Genomic DNA, 17,014 nt, shown 5'->3' on the forward strand with positions numbered 1-17,014 from the left:
TCGCGCGCTGGACGGGTCGGGGGGCTTGGGCTAGTTTCGTGGCTGTCCTGCATGCACTCCACCGGCATGCCTCCATCCGCCCTGTCGCGCGCCTGCGCGGACCGGAGACCGGAACCGCGTCCATGACCCTGACCCAACTCCGCTACCTCGTGGCCATCGCCGACTCGGGCCTCAACATCACCCTGGCCGCCGAACGCGTGCACGCGACCCAGCCGGGCCTGTCCAAGCAGCTCAAACAACTGGAGGAGGAACTGGGCTTCCAGCTGTTCGTCCGCCGTGGCCGCAGCCTGGAGTCGATCGCGCCCGGCGGCGAGAAGGTCCTCACCCACGCACGGCGGATCCTGGAGGAGGCGGCCAACATCCGTGCCTATGCCGCCAACGAGCGGGGCGAGCATGTCGGGCGGCTGGTGCTGGCGACCACGCACACCCAGGCCCGGCACGTGCTGCCCAGCGCGATCGCCGCGGTCAAGCGCGAGTTTCCCCGCATCAGCGTGCACCTGGAGCCGGTGGCCGACGGCGAAGTGCTGGAGCAGCTGGCCCACGGTGCCGCGGACCTCGCCGTCCTCAGCACCGCCGGGCAGGTGCCCGATGCGGGGCTGGCGGTGCCCCTGTTCCGCTGGCGGCGCATGGTGCTGGTGCCCGCCTCGCACCCGCTGGCGCGCCTGCGCCGCACGCCGACGCTGACCGAACTGTCGCGCCACCCGCTGGTCAGCTACGAGTCCTCGATACGCCCGGAGTCGTCGTTGCGGCGCGCCTTCGCGAGCGAAGGTGTCGAGCCGCAACTGGCGATGACCGCGCGCGACGCCGACCTCATCAAGACCTACGTGCGGGCGGGCATGGGCGTGGGACTGCTCGCGGAGATGGCCCTCGACGCGCAGGGCGACAAGGACCTGGTGGCCATGCCGGCGCCGGATGCGATCCCCGAGTGCACGGCCTGGGCGGTGTTGCCGCGCTCGCGCGTGTCGCGCGACTATGCCCTCGAACTCATCCACGCGATCGCCCCGCAGCTCGATCGGCACGACCTTCGCCGCGTCCTGGAAGGCAATGCCGAGGCCGATTGGCCGTTGCCGCCGACCTGGATCGAGCTGAGCCAGCCGATCACCCTCTGAGCGCCAGGCCCTTGCCAGCGCGCGGGGCGCGTGCGAAGCCCGCCGTCCCCGCGACGCGTGCGCGGGCGTCGGCGCTCAGGCGGCTTCTTCGGCGGCGACGGGCTCGTCGTCGAAATGCAGGCCGCATTCGCGCTTGAGTCCGAAGAAGCGCGTCTCTTCGGGGTTCATGCCGTCCTCTAGCCGACGCGTGGTGTGGACGTCGCCGATCGAGACGTAGCCTTCGTGCCAGAGCGGGTGGTAGGGCAGGTCGTGCCGGTCCAGGTACTGCCAGATGTCGCGGTCGGTCCAGTCCGCCAGGGGGTGCAGCTTCCAGCGGCCGTCGCGCAGCTCGAGGAAGTCGATGCCCGCGCGGCTGCGCGACTGGTCGCGGCGCAGGCCGGCGATCCACGTGCGCACGCCAAGCACCGACAACGCCCGCTGCATGGGTTCGACCTTGTGCACGCGGTTGTACTGGCCGATCGCCTCCGCACCCAGCCGCTCGAGCTGCCGCGTGCGGCTTTCGGGCCAGGCTTCGCTAGGATCGGGCTGGAAGACCTTGAGGTTCAGGCGCAGGCGTTCGCGCAGCTCGCCGATGAAGACATGGGTTTCCGGGAACAGGTAGCCGGTGTCGACCAGGACGACCGGCAGGTCCGGCGCCTGGCGGGTGGCCATGTGCAGCGAAACCGCGGCCTGCGCGCCGAAGCTGGAGGACAGCGCATGGTTGCCGGCCGTGTTCTCCAGCGCCCAGGCGATGCGGTCGGCGGCATCCAGCCGGCCCAGCCAGCGGTTGAGGTCGGCCAGCGCCTTGGGGGATTCGGCGGCGGTGATGGGGTCGGGGGGGGGAGTCATGTCGTCACCTCGTAGTGCGAGGGGTGCGAATACGCCACCACGTCGCTGCGCACCAGGAAGTCGCCGAAGCCTTCGTCGGGATCGCGTTCCTTGGCGTAGCGCGCGAGCAGCGCGTCGAGCTCGGAGAGGATCTGCGCCTCGTCGATGTTCTCGCGGTGCAGGGTGTTGAGCCGCTGGCCACGGTGGTCGGCGCCGAGCATGAGGTTGTAGCGGCCGGGGGCCTTGCCGACCAGGGCGATCTCGCCCAGGTAGGGGCGCGAACACCCGTTCGGGCAGCCACTGACGCGCAGGTTGATCGCCGCGTCGACCAGGCCGTGACCGGCCATGAGCGAGTCGATGCGCGACACCAGCGCCGGCAGGTAGCGCTCGGCCTCGGCCATCGCCAGGCCGCAGGTGGGCAGGGCCACGCAGGCGATCGCGTCGCGCTGCAAGGGGGTGGCGCTGCGGTGGGCGTCGAGCGCATAGACCGCGACCAGGGCGTCGATCGCCTGGCGCCGGGCGGCTGGGATCCCGGCAATCACCAGGTTCTGGTTGGCCGTCATCCGGAACTCGGCGCCCTCGCCGTGGCCCTCCAGCAGGCGTGCGATCTCGCGCAGCCCACTGAGGTGGCGCACGGTCTCGTCGTCGACGATGCGACCGGCCGGCAGCGCCAGGGTCAGGTGCCAGCGACCATCCTCGCCTTCGATCCAGCCGAAACGGTCGTTGTTGTGTTCGAAAACGAACGGACGGGCCGGGGCGAGAGCGAACCCGGCACGCCGTTCAACCTCATCCCTGAAAGCCTCCAGTCCATGGTCGTCGATCGTGTACTTGAGCCGCGCACGCTTGCGCACCTCGCGGTTGCCCCAGTCACGCTGGGTGGTGACCACCGCCACCGACACCGCCTTCAGGCCTTCGGCCGGCACGAAGCCGATCACGTTGGCCAGGCGTGGGTAGGTCTCGGCATCCCCATGGGTGGCGCCCATGCCGCCGCCGACGGCGACGTTGTAGCCGACCACGCGGCCGCGCTCGATCACGGCGATGAAGCCCAGGTCCTGGGCGAACACGTCGACGTCGTTGAAGGGCGGGATCGCGAACCCGATCTTGAACTTGCGCGGCAGGTAGGCCTCGCCGTAGATGGGTTCCTCCACCTGCGGCGTGCCGGCGACCTGCTCCTCGTCCAGCCAGATCTCGTAGTACGCGCGGGTGTTGGGCAGCAAGTGCTCGGAGACCGCCGCGGCATGCGCGTAGACCTCGGAATGGGCAGCGGACTGCAGCGGATTGGCGGCCACGGCGACATTGCGGTTAACGTCGCCGCAGGCCGCCAGCGTGTCGATGAGCGCGGCGTTGATCGCCTGCATCGTCGATTTCAGCTCGGTCTTGATGACGCCATGGAACTGGAAGGCCTGGCGCGTGGTGATGCGCAGGCCGCGTTCGGCGAAGGTGGTCGCCACGTGGTCGAGCTTCAGCCACTGCGTTGGCGTGACCACGCCGCCGGGGGTGCGGGTGCGGATCATGAAGCTGTAGGCCGGCTCCAGCTTGGCTGCGCGGCGTTCCTCGCGGATGTCGCGGTCGTCCTGCTGGTAACTGCCGTGGTACTTGATCAGGGTCTGGTCGTCTTCCCGCAGCGCGCCCGTCAACGGGTCGGCGAGGCTTTCGAGCAGGCTGCCGCGCAGGCCGATGCTGGCGCGCTTGATGTCTTCGACCGAATGCGTGCTCATGTCAGTAGACGTCCCGTGCGTAGCGACCCTGCTGCTGCAGGCGGGCCAGGTAGTCCTCGGCGTCCTCGGCCGAGCGGGCGCCATGCTCGACGATCACGTCCAGCAGCGCCGCATGCACGTCCTTCCCCATGCCGATCGCGCCGCACACGTAGAAATGGGCGCCTTCCTCGAGTCGCGCGTACACCTCGCGCCCCTGATCGCGCAGCTTGTGCTGCACGTAGACCTTGTGGGCCTGGTCGCGCGAGAAGGCCAGGTCGATCCGGTCCAGGTGGCCGTCCCTGAGCGCGCGCTGCCACTCCAGCTGGTACAGGAAGTCGGTGCGGAAGTGCGGATTGCCGAAGAAGAGCCAGTTGCGTCCGCTGGCGCCGGTGATGGCGCGTTCCTGCACGAAGGCGCGGAACGGCGCGACGCCGGTGCCTGGACCCACCATGATGATGTCCCGCGTGGGGTCGGCCGGCAGGCGGAAGCGTTCGTTGGCCTCGACGTAGACGGGCAGGCGGTCGCCCTCGGTGGCGCGGGCGAGGAAGTTGGATGCGCAGCCCCAGCGCGACTGCCCGTCGACCGCGTACTCGACGTGGGCGACGGTCAGGTGGATCTCGTCGCCGGCGTGCTTCTGGCTGGACGCGATCGAATACAGGCGCGGAGTCATCGGCCGCAGTGCCGCGACCAGCGAGGCCGCGTCCCATTGGGCGGGATGGCGCTGCAGAAGGTCGATCACCTGCTGCTCGTCGAACAGACGGGCCAGGGCGTCACGGCCGTCGGGCTCGAGCAGCGCCCCCAGCGCCGCATCACCGGCGCGTTCGGCGTGCGCGGCAAGGAACGGGCGCGAGAGGCGCGTGAGCTCGCGCTTGTCGCCCAGCCATTCGCGCAGCGGACGAGTCTCGTCGGCCAGGTCGACGGCCTGGTCGCCATCAAGGCCCAGCGCGTCGAGCACGCCCTGGACCAGGGCTGGCGGGTTCCGCGGCCAGATCCCCAGCGCATCGCCGGGCTCGTAATGCAGTCCCGAGTCCTCCAGGGACAGTTCGAAATGGCGGACGTCGCGTCCGCGCGGCGTACGCAGGCCGCCGGGGGCGGACAGGGCGTGGCCGGCGAGCAGTTCCGCATCGAAGGGACGGTCGCGGTCGAAGGCCGGCGCCGCGGGCAGCGGCCGCAGGGGCGTGACGGTCGCACTGCGCGCCGGGCTGGCCTTGGCCAGCGCCTTGGCGGCCTCCACGGCGCGTGCCATCCAGGGCGTTGCGACGCTGTCGATGTCGAGGTCGGCATCGCCGCGTTCGAACAGCCGGCTGGCGCCCAGCTCGGCCAGGCGCGCGTCCAGCACGCGTCCGATCTCGCAGAACTGCGGGTAACTCGAATCGCCCAGGCCGAGCACGGCGAACTTCAGCTCGGGCAGCTTCGGCGCGCGGCGTCCGCGGATGAAGTCGACCAGGCCGATGGCGTCGTCCGGGGGATCGCCTTCGCCCTGGGTGCTGATGACGATGTAAAGCTGGCGTTCGTCCTTGAGTTCGCGGGTCGGGTAGGCGTCCGCCCGCAGCAGGCGCACGCTGGCGCCGGCGGCCTCGCTCTGCGCGGCGAGTTTCTCGGCCAGGCGCTTGGCATTGCCGGTCTGGCTGCCGTACACGATGGTCAGGGTCGGCGACGCCGTCGCGCCAGTCACCGGGGCCGCGATGGCCGGCGCCGGGCGAGTGACCAGGGCCTGGCCGCGGGCCAGGCCGGCGGCATAGCCCGACAGCCACCACAGGCCGGAGCCGTCGAGGCCGTCGGTCAGCTGGTTCAACAGGCCGGCCTGCTGGTCGGTCAGGGGCGCGGGGGCGGGGGAGGCGGGCATTGCGGTGGTTCTCGGGCGATTTCCTGGGCTCGAGACTAAGGACCGGCCCGGACCACCGGAAAGGATGCGTGGTTATGCGGTTATGCCTTTCGCGAACTTCCGGCTGCCGGGAGCGCCCTCGATACTGCGGCGACGCAACATCGCGCCCCCCATGCCGAATGCCATGGAACTCCCCCCCGATCTCCTCTACTACATCGCCATTGGTGTCGCCGCACAGCTCGTCGATGGCGCGCTCGGGATGGCGTATGGCGTCACGGCCTCCAGCCTGCTGCTGGGCCTGGGGGTGCCGCCGGCGGTGACCAGTGCCACCGTGCACGCGGCGGAGTGTTTCACCACGGGCGCGTCGGCGGCTTCCCACCACGCCTTCGGCAACATCGACAAGCGCCTGTTCCGTCGCTTGCTGCTGCCGGGCGTCGTCGGCGCCGGCGTCGGCGCCTACCTGCTGGCCAGCCTGCCGGGCGAGGCGATGCGCCCCTGGATTGCCGGATACCTGATGCTCATGGGCGCGGTGATCATCATCAAGGCCTTCAGGGCCTTTCCTTCCCGGGAAGTCACCACCCACATGGCTCCGCTGGGCTTCTTCGGTGCGCTGGTGGATGCGATGGGAGGCGGTGGCTGGGGGCCGATCGTCGCCAGCAACCTGCTGGCCCGGGGCAACGAGTTCCGCCTCACGGTCGGCACGGTCAATGCCGTCGAATTCTTCGTGACCCTGACCGCCTCGCTCGTGTTCCTGCTCACGCTTGGCCTCGAGCACTGGGACGTCATCCTCGGCCTGGCCCTGGGTGGCGTGATCGCGGCACCGTTCGGCGCGTGGCTGGTCAAGCGGGTCCGCCCCCGGCCGATGCTCGTCTGCGTGGGACTGGTGGTCATCGGCCTGAGCCTGCGCACCCTGCTGAAGCATCTGGGCGTGATTTGAGCGACGATGCAAGCACCATGCGCGGGCTCTCCACCCCTTTACCCATTACATAAGCGTTGCCTGAAATGTCATTAGAAGAGCTGTCCCATCTCGATCGACTCGAAGCCGAGAGCATCCACATCCTTCGCGAGGTCGCCGCCGAGTTCCAGAACCCGGTGATGCTGTATTCGGTCGGAAAGGACAGCTCGGTCCTGCTGCACCTGCTGGTGAAGGCCTTCGCCCCGGCGCGCCCGCCCATCCCGCTGCTGCACGTCGACACCGGCTGGAAGTTCCGCGAGATGATCGCCTTCCGCGATCGCCGCGCCGCCGAGACCGGGGTCGAGCTGCGTACCCACACCAACCCCGAGGGCCTGGCCCAGGGGATCGGGCCGTTCACGCACGGCGCGACGGTCCATACCGACGTGATGAAGACACAGGCGCTCAAGCAGGCCCTGGGCATGTGGAACTTCGACGCCGCTATCGGAGGCGCCCGACGCGACGAGGAGAAGTCGCGCGCGAAGGAGCGCATCTTCAGCTTCCGCAACGCCCAGCATCGCTGGGACCCCAAGGCCCAGCGCCCGGAGCTGTGGGACGTCTACAACACCCGGGTGAACAAGGGCGAGAGCGTGCGCGTGTTCCCGCTGTCCAACTGGACCGAACTCGACGTCTGGCTGTACATCTATCGCGAGAAGATCCCGGTACCGGACCTTTATTTCGCCGCCGAGCGCCCGGTGGTCGAGCGCGATGGCGCCCTGATCATGGTCGACGACGAGCGCATGCCGCTGGCCGAGGGCGAGGTGCCGCAGTTGCGCAAGGTCCGCTTCCGCACGCTGGGTTGCTATCCGCTGACCGGGGCAATCGAGTCCGGGGCCGAAACGCTGGAGAAGATCATCGCCGAGATGCTGGTCTCGACCACGTCGGAACGCCAGGGCCGGGTGATCGACCACGATCCCACCGCGTCGATGGAGAAGAAGAAGCAAGAGGGGTATTTCTGATGGGCGTCCACGACAACGGCACCCAGGACGCCGCGGCCGCGGTCGCCGCCTACCTGGAGCAGCACGAGAAGAAGGGCCTGCTGCGCTTCATCACCTGCGGCAGCGTCGACGACGGGAAGAGCACCCTCATCGGTCGCCTGCTGCACGACACCAAGCGCCTGTTCGACGACCAGTTGGCGGCGCTGGAATCCGACAGCCGTCGCCATGGCACGCAGAATGGCGAGATCGATTTCGCCCTGCTGGTCGACGGCCTGTCCGCCGAGCGCGAGCAGGGCATCACCATCGACGTCGCCTACCGGTTCTTCAGCACCGAGCAGCGCAAGTTCATCGTCGCCGACTGCCCCGGCCACGAGCAGTACACCCGCAACATGGCCACCGGCGCATCGACCGCCGACGTGGCGGTCGTGCTGGTGGACGCACGCAAGGGCCTGCTCACCCAGACCCACCGCCACAGCTACATCGTTTCGCTGCTCGGCATCCGGCACGTACTGCTGGCGGTCAACAAGATGGACCTGGTCGACTACGATCCCGGCGTGTTCGACGCGATCGTGGAGGGCTATCGCGCGCTCGCCGCGGATCTGGGGATCGAGCACGTCCAGGCCGTGCCGCTTTCGGCACTGAAGGGCGACAACCTGATCGAGCGGTCGGCCGCCATGCCCTGGTACGAAGGACCGAGCGCGCTGGAATACCTGGAGAGCGTCGACGTCTCGCGAACGGACAGGGACATCGGCTTCCGGTTGCCGGTGCAGTGGGTCAATCGGCCTCACCAGGATTTCCGCGGCTTCGCCGGCACGGTGTGCGCCGGTGAAGTGCGTCCTGGCGATGCCGTGGTCACCCTGCCTTCCGGCCGGCGCTCCCAGGTGGCGCGCATCGTCACCGCAGATGGCGACCTGGACCGCGCCGTGGCCGGCCAGGCGGTCACGCTGACCCTGGACGACGAACTCGACATCAGTCGAGGGGACGTCATCGCCAGCGCGAGCCAGCCGGCCGAAGTATCGGACCAGTTCTCCGCCCACGTGTTGTGGATGGGCGAACAGGCGCTGCTGCCGGGTCGGCCCTACTGGCTCAAGATCGGCGCCCGGCAGGTCAGCGCCACCGTCACCGAGATCAAGCACAAGGTCGACGTCAACACGCGCGACGAGCTGGCGGCCAAGCATCTTGCGCTCAACGAGGTGGGGGTGTGCAACCTGCACCTGGACCAGCCCGTCGCGTTCGAGGCCTACGCCGACAACCGCAGCCTGGGCGGTTTCATCCTGATCGACCGCATCAGCAATGCCACGGTCGCCGCGGGCACGCTCGACTTCGCCCTGCGTCGCGCCGCCAACATCCACTGGCAGCACGTCGATGTCGACAAGACCGCCCGTGCGGCGAGCAAGGGGCAGGTCGCGCGCTGCGTCTGGTTCACCGGTCTGTCGGGCTCCGGCAAGTCGACGATCGCCAACCTGGTCGACAAGCGCCTGCATGCCCTCGGCCACCATGCCTTCGTGCTCGACGGCGACAACGTGCGCCATGGCCTCAACAAGGACCTGGGCTTCACCGACGAGGATCGCGTCGAGAACATCCGGCGCGTGGCGGAAGTGTCGCGCCTGATGACGGACGCGGGCCTGATCGTGCTGGTGAGCTTCATCTCGCCGTTCCGCGCCGAGCGCCGCCTGGCCCGCGAACTGTTCGCCGAGGGCGAGTTCATCGAGGTCCATGTCGACACGCCGCTGGAGGTCGCCGAGCAGCGCGACGTCAAGGGTCTCTACGCCAAGGCGCGCGCGGGCAAGATCCCGAACTTCACCGGGATCGACTCGCCCTACGAGGCGCCTGAAGCCGCGGAGCTCACCCTGGACACGGTCGCCGAGGACGCCGAGGCGCTTGCCCAGCGCGTGATCGACCGCCTGCTGGGCTGAGGGCCGTTCGAGCGCTGGATGGAAAAAGGGCCGGATCCCCTGGGATCCGGCCCTTCTGCATCGGAGGCAGCGCCGCTCAGCAGCAGCCGTGGTCGCCGTGGCGGGTGCCGCTGTCGGGGGCCACCGCGGCGCCGCGGGTCTCGCCGCGCTCGCTCGCGAGGTGGTGCTCGGCGATGACGCGGGCCACGCAGGCGGTGACCCGCTTGCCCATCGGGATGTGCAGGAACTCATTGGGGCCGTGGGCGTTGGAATGCGGACCCAGGACGCCGGTGATCATGAACTGCGCGCCCGGGAACTTCTCGCCAAGCATGCCCATGAAGGGGATCGACCCGCCTTCGCCCATGTACATGGCCGGGGCGTCGTAGAACGCCTGGCTGGCGTCGTCGATCGCCTTGAACAGCCATGGCGACATCGCCGGCGCGTTCCAGCCCGTCGAGGCCTTCTCCAGGTTCAGGGTGACCTCGGCGCCATTGGGCGCGTCCGACAGCAGGGCGGTCTGCAGCAGTTCGCCCGCGCGGGCGCCGTCCAGCGTGGGCGGCAGTCGCAGCGACAGCTTCACCGCGGTATGCGGGCGCAGCACATTGCCGGCGGAGTCGAGCGACGGCATGCCGCCGATGCCGGTCAGCGACAGCGCGGGTCGCCAGGTGCGGTTGAGCACCAGTTCGGCCAGGTCGTCGTCCATCGGCGACAGGCCGTCGACCAGCGGGAACTTGTCGTAGACGGCGGTGCCCAGCACCTCGGCGGCCTGCCGCGCCTGCTCCAGGCGCTCGGCGGGGATATCCACGTGCAGGCCGTCGAGGGTGATGCGCCCGGTCTTCTCGTCCTCGATGCGCGACAGCAGCTGGCGCAGCAGGCGGAAGCTGGACGGCACGATGCCCGAGGCGTCGCCGGAGTGGACGCCCTCGTCGAGGACCTTCACGCTCAGGTTGCCTCCGGCCAGTCCGCGCAGCGAGGTCGTGCACCACAACTGGTCGTAGTTGCCGCAGCCCGAATCCAGGCACACGACCAGCGATGGCTTGCCGATGCGGTCGGCGAGGTGGTCCACGTAGGCCGGCAGGTCGTAGCTGCCCGATTCCTCGCAGGCTTCGATGATGACCACGCAACGCGAGTGCGGGAGGCCCTGGGCCTGGAGCGCCATGATCGCGGTGAGCGAGCCGAAGATCGCGTACCCGTCGTCCGCGCCGCCACGGCCATAGAGCTTGTCGTCGCGAAGCACCGGCTTCCACGGGCCGAGGTCGTCGTCCCAGCCGGTCATCTCCGGTTGCTTGTCCAGATGGCCGTACAGCAGGATCGAGTCCTCGTTGCTGCCGCCGTTGCTGGCGGGGATGTCGATGTAGATCAGGGGGGTTCTGCCCTCCAGCCGGACCACCTCGAGCTGCATGCCGGGGATGTCCTGCGCGCGCGCCCAGGTTTCCATCAGGCGGACCGCGTCGTCCATGTACCCGTGCTTGACCCAGTCGGCGTCGAACATCGGCGACTTGTTCGGGATGCGGATGTACTCGATGAGCTGGGGCACGATTTCGTCATCCCATTTTCCGGCGACGAAACGTTCGACCTGGCGGGTATCCATGGTGGCGGACCTCGGTACTGAAAAGATCGCCCATCTTAACGCCTGGCATGTGTAGGACTTTTCCTACCCCACGCTGCGTTCATTTCCGATCCATGCCGGCTGGTTTGCCGATACCGCCCCATTCGCGTGGGCGCAACACTGGGGACGTCGCCGATGAGAGGCCCGGGCCCATCATCATGAACCGTACGGAGTGGGACATGAGTCCGTTCAAGCCGATCCTGAAGTCCGTCGCGCTCGCGCTGCTGGTGGTGTGGGCGGTGCTGACGGGCGTCGTGCTGGCGGCGGAGCGGGTCGACATCAACACCGCCGACGCCGACCGCCTGGATCGCGTGCTGACCAACGTCGGCCCCGCGCGCGCCGCGGCGATCGTCGAGTACCGGCGCCTGAACGGCCCGTTCCGCAGCGCGGAGGAGTTGGCCCTGGTCCGGGGAATCGGCCTGAAGACCGTCGAGAAGAATCGCGACCGGATCGAGGTTGGCACGCCGCGGGCACACCGTCCCGCCAGCGCGTCCGGTGCCTTGCCGAGGATCGTGCCCGTCACGCCCTGATTGGGCGCGAGGGGAGCCACAGGAGCTGCCTCCGCAGGGACGCGTGGGCGGCGGATGTCAGGGCAGGGAGCCCGGAGGAGTCAGGCGGAGTGCCTGGACATGGATGTACACCGCCCGGCGTGGAAGGACCCACGATCGGGCGGCCCGGCGGGCGCTGCGCAGGACGTGCAGCGCCGCCGGTCGCGCCGATACACTGTCGCGCATGGGGCATGACACCGAGATCCACGGCGACGGCGTGCTGCGCGTCGTGCCGGCCAACGAGTACCGCCGCGTGCGTTGGAAAAACGGGCGCGGCTGGACGCGCGAGGCGGTCCAGGGCCGTCTCGTGCAAGGACCGGGAGGCCCGGCATTCCCGGAAGGCAGCGACCAGGACGCCGGCCCGCAGCTTGGCGACGGGAATGCCGATCGCAGCGCCTCCGATGACGCCTGGGACTGGCGCCTGTCCATCGCCGAAATCGACGAGGACACGGCGTATTCGTGTTTTCCGGGCATCGATCGCGAGCAGATGCTGCTCTCGGGCAACGGTCTGCGCCTGCGCATCGGCGGGCATGCCGTGAGCCTCCTGCCGCCGCACGACCGCCACGTCTTCCCCGGTGAGGCGGCTGTGTTCGCGGAGCTGGTCGATGGACGCGTCCAGGCCATCAACCTGATGTGGCGGCGCGGCCGCGTGGCGTTGCAAAGCTGGTTCAGGCCGCTGGTCGGTCCGATGCTGGTTTTCGCCGACCCCGCCGAGACCTGGGTCGTCCATCTCGTCTCCGGTCACGCCGACCTGGACCGGGCGAACGCAACCCCCCGGCTGGAGGCCGGCGACACCATGGTGCTGCAGGGGCTGGGACACCGCCGGCGCTGCTTGATCGAAGGCGCGGGCAGCGTGTTGCTCGCGCGCATCGCGCCGGTCTCCGTCGATGGCGAAGCGGCCGCGGGGCCGTCGGCGACGCCTCAGTAGATGTCGCGGCGGTAGCGTCCGGCCTCGACCAGCGCGTCGACCCCGGCGTCGCCCAGGGCCTCGCGCAGCGCCGCGTCCACCCCGGGCGCCATGCCTTCCAGGCTGCCGCACACATGGATGGACGCGCCCTCGGCGACCCAGCGCACCAGCCGCGGCGCCTGCTGTCGCAGCGCGTCCTGCACGTATTTCAACGCCCCCGGATCGCGCGAGAACACCAGGTCGAGGTGCTCGATCTCGCCGGCGGCCGACCAGGCCGCCAGCTCCTCGCCGAAATGCAGGTCGTGCGCGCGGGTACGCTCGCCGAACAGCAGCCAGTTGCGATGGTGGCCGCGTTCGCTCCGGGTCTTCAGCAACGCGCGCAGCCCGGCCAGTCCGGTGCCGTTGCCGACCAGCACCAGGGGACGGTCGTCGCTGGGCGCATGGAAGGCGCTGTTGCGGCGGATGCGCAGGTCGATGCGGGCGCCCGGGGGCGCATGGTGGGTCAGCCAGCCGCTGCCGCTGCCCAGGCGGCCGTCGTCGTGCCGTACCTGGCGGATGAGCAGGACGAGCGCGCCTTCGCCGGTCGTGGACGCGATGGAGTACTCGCGGTGCGGCAGTGCCTGCAGGGCGTCGACGATCGCCTGCGCATCGCCCGGCGCACCTGGCGGCCGCGTCGCGGGCAGGCGCGAGGCCGCCAGGGCGTCGCGCAGGCGCATGCCGGTCTCGCCGGAGCGAACGGGTTGGTCCCCGTCCAGGCCGCTCGCCAGCAACCAGGCGTCGACGTCGGCCGCCGCATGGCGTGGGCCCACTTCGGCGATGTCGCCGGCCTCCCAGTCCAGGTCCGTCGCATCGTCGGGGCGAAGCGACACCGCGTAGACGGGGCCGCCCGGGCTGCCGGGATTGAGGTGGCGGCGTTCGAGCAGGCGCCAGGGACGGTAGGCCGGAGGGCTCCAGTCCGGAATCCCGGTATTGCCGCCCAGTTGCCCGAGGTGCTGTTGCCATGCACGCAGGGCCCCCGGGTCGCCGTTGTCGACCTCGATCAGGTCGAACAGCGGATGCGCGTGGCTGTGGCGGAGCCATGCGTCCAGCGCATGCCCGAACGCGCAGTACGCCTGGTACTCGCGATCGCCAAGGGCCAGCACGCCGTACTGCAGGGCGCCGAGCGCGGCGGGCGACTGCATCGCGCGGCGGACGAAGGCCAGCGCGGTGTCGGGTGCGTCGCCTTCGCCCGTGGTGCTGGCGATGAACAGGACCCGGCGGGCCTGCGCGAGCTGCTCGATGTCCAGCCTGCCCAGGTCGGTCACGCGCACGGACTGGCCCGAGTCCCGGAGCGCCTGTGCGCTCAGCTCGGCGAGGGCCTCGGCATGGCCGGTCTGGCTGGCGTGGACGACCCACCAGTCCGCCGCCGTTTCCGTCGCGGGCGCCACCCGGGCCACCCCAGACAGGCGGCGTTGCAGCACCACCAGGCCGGTGAAGCCCGCCCACAGCAGGGCGACAGCCGCGGCGGCCCAGGCGCGCACGCTGCCGGGTGCGCGCCACTGCAGGGGCTCCACCTGCCAGCCGGCCAGGGCGATGCACAAGACCAGCAGGCCGAGCACGACGACGGCCTGGCCCAGGGTCGAGGCCTCGAGGCGCGGCTGCATCCGCCCGGTGTTCATGGCGTGGGCAGGTGGCGGGCGAACGCCGGCGTCATGCGCTGGCGGAAACCCTCGCCATCGTGGACGAAGAACAGCACCGCGAGATCGTGGTCCAGCGCGTAGCGCCAGCCCTCGTGCGGGCCCAGCACGCTCATCGCGGTCGCCAGGGCGTCGGCCTGCATGCAGTCGCGGTGCAGGACGGTGACCGAGGCGAGCGCATGCGCGACCGGGCGTGCGGTGCGCGGGTCGATGGTGTGCGAGTAGCGCTGCCCGGCGTCATCGAAGAAATGCCGGTAGTCGCCGGAGGTCGCCATGGCCAGGTCCTCGAGTGCGACCACGATGCCGTCGTCGCGGGCCGTGCCGTCCTGCGGGTCGGGGCGCTCGACGGCGACATGCCACGCGCGCCCCTCCGGGTGGCGTCCGCGTGCACGCAGCTCGCCGCCCACCTCGACAAGCCAGGCGGTGCTGCCGCTGGCGTCGAGGTAGTCGGCCACGCGATCGACGGCGTATCCCTTCGCGATCGACGACAGGTCCACGTACAGGCCACCCGGCTGGATCGCCACCCGGCGCGCCGGATCGATCGCCAGGCGCTGCCAGCCCGTGCGCGGCCTGGCCGCGGCGATCGCCGCCCCGGTGGGCGCGGCGAGGCGTTCTCCATCCGGGCCGAAGCCCCAGAGATTGACCAGCGGGCCGACCGTCGGGTCGTAGGCCCCGCCGGTGTCGGCCGCCAGCGCAAGCGCCGCCTGCAGCACCCGGAAGAAGCCCTCCGGCAGCACCTGCGCGGTGCCGGCCGGCGCGGCGTTGAAGCGGCTGATGTCGGAGCCGGCCTCCCAGGTGCTCATCTCGGCCACGACCTCGTCCAGCTGCCCCTGGATGCCGGCGCGCAACGCCGCCTCGTCGCGGTCGGAGGCGACGGTCACCTGCCAGGTGGTGCCCATGCTCTGGCCGGCCAGGTGCCGGACCTGCCCCGCCTGGGCCGCCAGCGGCCAGAGCAGGAGCGCAAGCACCAGGGCGAGGGCGGGGCGCACGACGGACGCGCCCTAGAGCGGCAGGACTTCGAGGGTGGCGACGTAGCTGGCGCGACGCTCGCCGGCGCCGGGCAGCGAGGTCTTGTCGTCGCTGTGGCTGGTTTCCATCCAGTACATGCCGGCGGTCGGCCAGGTCACGCTGAACTTGCCTTCCGCGTCGGTGGTCAGGGTGATGGTGTCCTGCTGGTCGCGATAGCGGGTCGCGCCCGGCACGATCTCGATCTCCAGCCCCGCCGCCGGCTCGCCGTCGAGCAGCAACTGGAACTGCGCCGCCTCGCCGGCGTAGAGATCGTTGGGGTGCGTGACGGGCGCGAGCTCGAGGCCCTGGCCGGTCGGCTTGAACACCGCGGTCGTCGGGGCACCGACGGTCACGAAGGTCTCCACCCGGCCGGCGCTCTCGGAGGCGCGCACCTGGGTCGCGCGGGCGGGGAGGGCGGTCTTGAAGTCCGCGGCGCTGCCACGCCAGCGCTTGTTCTCGCCGTCGAGGACATAACTGGCGAACATGCCCTGGTTGACCATGGCCAGCCGGTAGGTGCCTTCCTGCGCCAGCTCCAGGTCGAACACGCTGCGCAGCTTGCCGGTCGACGCGTTCTGCGGCGACACGCGGCTGCCGTCGGGCGCGGTCACCTGCAGGCGCTCGAGCGCGAGCGGCACATGGTTGAAGTAGAACAGGTCGTTGGACACGGCGGCATCGACCGTCATCCAGGCGCCCTTCTCGGAGAACACCGTCTGCGAGGGCTGCAGCCAGGCCTTGTGGGCGAACGCGGTGGGGGCGATGCCGAGGGTGAGTGCGACGGCGAGGGCGATGTGGTGGAGTTTCATCGGTATCTCCTGCGGGAAGGGGGCGTCGTGGAAAGCGGCCGGTAAAGGACCGCTCAGGGCGTGAGGGAAAGCGTCACCGCGCCGAGTTCGCTGGAACCCGACGCCTGCTTCCGGGCGGGCGCCCGGACCGGCCAGCTGAAGGGGATGCTCACGACCTCGCGGCCGCCGACTTCGCGGGCGGCTTCCACCACCAGGGTGTAGTCGCCCGGGGCGAGGTCGGCGAGCGGTGCCTGGCCGCTCCTGAAGCTGAGCTGGTGCTGGCCGGCGGGCCGGGTCGCGCCGCTGACGCCGTCGACCGGCATCTTCAGCGTGCGTCCGCTGCGCCGCCACCACTGGCGCATGTCCTTGAGCCACTTGGTGCCCTCGCCGTCGCGCATGTCGACGTCGTACCAGACGGCGAGGTTGGCGGCGACGCTGTTGTCGGGGCGCTCGACCCACACCGCGACGTAGGGCCGGTGGTACTCGGCCACGTTCAGGCGCGGGATCTCCAGGCGGATGTCCATGTCGGCGGCCGCGGCCGCGAACGGGGCGAGCAGCATCAACATCAGGGCAGTGCGGGACGGCTTCATCGGGGGCTCCGTTGGATGGGCGGGTGCGTCAATGCATGAACAGGATGACCACGAGCGCCGGCACCGCCAGGCCCGCGGCCACCAGCGGCCAGGTCGAGCCGCGCTGGCGCGCGTGGAGTTGCAGCAGCCACAGCCCGGTCAGCGCGAACAGCAGGCAGGCGATGGCGAAAATGTCGATGAACCAGCGCCAGACCGCCCCGGTGTTGCGGCCCTTGTGCAGGTCGTTGAGCCAGGCGATGGTGCCGCGCGTGGTCAACTCGTATTCGACGGTGCCGGCGTCGCGGTCGATCGCCAGCCAGGCGTCGCCCCCGGGGCGGGGCAGCGAGACATAGACCTCGCCTTCGGACCATTCCGCCGCGCGTTCGTCGACGCGCACGCCCAGTTCCGCGTCCAGCCAGCGGCGCAGGCTGGCGGGCAGCGGTGCGTCGCCGGCAATACCGCCCTGCAGGGTCTTGAGGACGCTGGTGGGCAGTTCGCCGGTGACGCTGGTCACCGTCGGCTCGGCCTCGATCTGCGCGGCATGGTTGAGCGTGATGCCGGTAACCGTGAACAGCAGCAGGACCACCAGGCTGACCGCGGCGCTGATCCAGTGCCACTGGTGCAGGGTGCGCAGCCAATAGCCGCGGCGCTGCTGTGCGGTGGCCGGTGCGGCCGGGCGGGATGCGGTCAAG

General features: G+C 70.2%; 15 protein-coding genes. 6 read left to right on the forward strand and 9 right to left on the reverse strand.

Annotation, left to right across the window (positions count from 1 at the left end):
* The first annotated feature begins 122 nt into the window (after positions 1–122).
* The gene (locus H4F98_RS06705; protein WP_182686109.1) at positions 123–1,109 is read left to right on the forward strand and encodes a LysR family transcriptional regulator; all 987 of its coding nucleotides are present in this window, start codon (positions 123–125) and stop codon (positions 1,107–1,109) included.
* Positions 1,110–1,184: 75 nt separating this feature from the next.
* Here H4F98_RS06705 and H4F98_RS06710 read toward each other — a convergent pair whose 3' ends face one another.
* From H4F98_RS06710 to H4F98_RS06720, 3 genes are read right to left on the reverse strand one after another with little or no spacing between them, the layout of a single operon-like run.
* On the reverse strand, positions 1,185–1,937 hold the full coding sequence (locus tag H4F98_RS06710; RefSeq protein ID WP_182686111.1) for a phosphoadenylyl-sulfate reductase: 753 nt from the start codon (positions 1,935–1,937) through the stop codon (positions 1,185–1,187).
* Positions 1,934–3,634 (reverse strand): assimilatory sulfite reductase (NADPH) hemoprotein subunit, encoded by a 1,701-nt coding sequence (gene cysI / locus H4F98_RS06715; RefSeq protein ID WP_182686113.1) that lies wholly within the window; start codon positions 3,632–3,634, stop codon positions 1,934–1,936. The genes H4F98_RS06710 and cysI overlap by 4 nt, the downstream gene beginning before the upstream one ends.
* A 1-nt stretch (position 3,635) precedes the next feature.
* On the reverse strand, positions 3,636–5,459 hold the full coding sequence (locus H4F98_RS06720; RefSeq protein ID WP_182686115.1) for an assimilatory sulfite reductase (NADPH) flavoprotein subunit: 1,824 nt from the start codon (positions 5,457–5,459) through the stop codon (positions 3,636–3,638).
* 163 nt (positions 5,460–5,622) lie between these two features.
* On the opposite strand from H4F98_RS06720, the gene H4F98_RS06725 reads away from it, so the two are divergent.
* The 3 genes from H4F98_RS06725 to cysN all read left to right on the forward strand — a co-directional run bounded on the left by H4F98_RS06725 (position 5,623) and on the right by cysN (position 9,244).
* Positions 5,623–6,375, forward strand: coding sequence for a sulfite exporter TauE/SafE family protein (locus tag H4F98_RS06725; protein WP_182686117.1), 753 nt, complete (start codon positions 5,623–5,625; stop codon positions 6,373–6,375).
* A 65-nt stretch (positions 6,376–6,440) separates the two neighbouring features.
* On the forward strand, positions 6,441–7,349 hold the full coding sequence (cysD, locus tag H4F98_RS06730; RefSeq protein WP_182686119.1) for a sulfate adenylyltransferase subunit CysD: 909 nt from the start codon (positions 6,441–6,443) through the stop codon (positions 7,347–7,349).
* Positions 7,349–9,244, forward strand: a complete 1,896-nt coding sequence (gene cysN, locus H4F98_RS06735) for a sulfate adenylyltransferase subunit CysN (protein WP_182686121.1) — start codon at positions 7,349–7,351, stop codon at positions 9,242–9,244. Before cysD ends, cysN begins: the two co-directional genes overlap by 1 nt.
* 76 nt (positions 9,245–9,320) lie before the next feature.
* Here cysN and H4F98_RS06740 read toward each other — a convergent pair whose 3' ends face one another.
* Positions 9,321–10,814 carry a M20 family metallopeptidase gene (locus H4F98_RS06740; RefSeq protein WP_182686122.1) on the reverse strand — a complete coding sequence of 498 codons (1,494 nt, stop codon included), beginning with the start codon at positions 10,812–10,814 and terminating at the stop codon, positions 9,321–9,323.
* A 197-nt stretch (positions 10,815–11,011) separates the two neighbouring features.
* Between H4F98_RS06740 and H4F98_RS06745 the strand changes: the two genes are divergently transcribed.
* Together H4F98_RS06745 and H4F98_RS06750 are read left to right on the forward strand one after the other, a co-directional pair.
* Positions 11,012–11,362: a ComEA family DNA-binding protein gene (locus H4F98_RS06745; protein ID WP_182686124.1), complete on the forward strand. Its 351-nt coding sequence runs from the start codon at positions 11,012–11,014 to the stop codon at positions 11,360–11,362.
* 235 nt (positions 11,363–11,597) lie between these two features.
* Positions 11,598–12,308, forward strand: coding sequence for a HutD/Ves family protein (locus tag H4F98_RS06750; protein ID WP_343064738.1), 711 nt, complete (start codon positions 11,598–11,600; stop codon positions 12,306–12,308).
* On the opposite strand, the gene H4F98_RS06755 is transcribed toward H4F98_RS06750, so the two are convergent.
* The 5 genes from H4F98_RS06755 to H4F98_RS06775 are packed head-to-tail and all read right to left on the reverse strand — an operon-like array spanning position 12,302 to position 17,013.
* Positions 12,302–13,930, reverse strand: coding sequence for a sulfite reductase subunit alpha (locus H4F98_RS06755; protein ID WP_182686126.1), 1,629 nt, complete (start codon positions 13,928–13,930; stop codon positions 12,302–12,304). The two genes, H4F98_RS06750 and H4F98_RS06755, sit on opposite strands and share 7 nt — an antisense overlap.
* A gap of 11 nt (positions 13,931–13,941) precedes the next feature.
* Positions 13,942–14,952 (reverse strand): FAD:protein FMN transferase, encoded by a 1,011-nt coding sequence (locus tag H4F98_RS06760; RefSeq protein WP_343064739.1) that lies wholly within the window; start codon positions 14,950–14,952, stop codon positions 13,942–13,944.
* Positions 14,953–14,964: 12 nt separating this feature from the next.
* Positions 14,965–15,774, reverse strand: a complete 810-nt coding sequence (locus tag H4F98_RS06765; RefSeq protein WP_182686128.1) for a DUF4198 domain-containing protein — start codon at positions 15,772–15,774, stop codon at positions 14,965–14,967.
* Between the two features lie 53 nt (positions 15,775–15,827).
* A complete protein-coding gene (locus H4F98_RS06770; protein ID WP_182686130.1) occupies positions 15,828–16,343 on the reverse strand; it encodes a DUF2271 domain-containing protein in 516 nt (171 codons plus the stop codon).
* 28 nt (positions 16,344–16,371) lie between these two features.
* Positions 16,372–17,013, reverse strand: coding sequence for a PepSY-associated TM helix domain-containing protein (locus H4F98_RS06775; RefSeq protein WP_182686132.1), 642 nt, complete (start codon positions 17,011–17,013; stop codon positions 16,372–16,374).
* Position 17,014: the final 1 nt, after the last annotated feature.

The organism is Marilutibacter spongiae, assembly GCF_014145325.1.
Lineage (GTDB): Bacteria > Pseudomonadota > Gammaproteobacteria > Xanthomonadales > Xanthomonadaceae > Marilutibacter > Marilutibacter spongiae.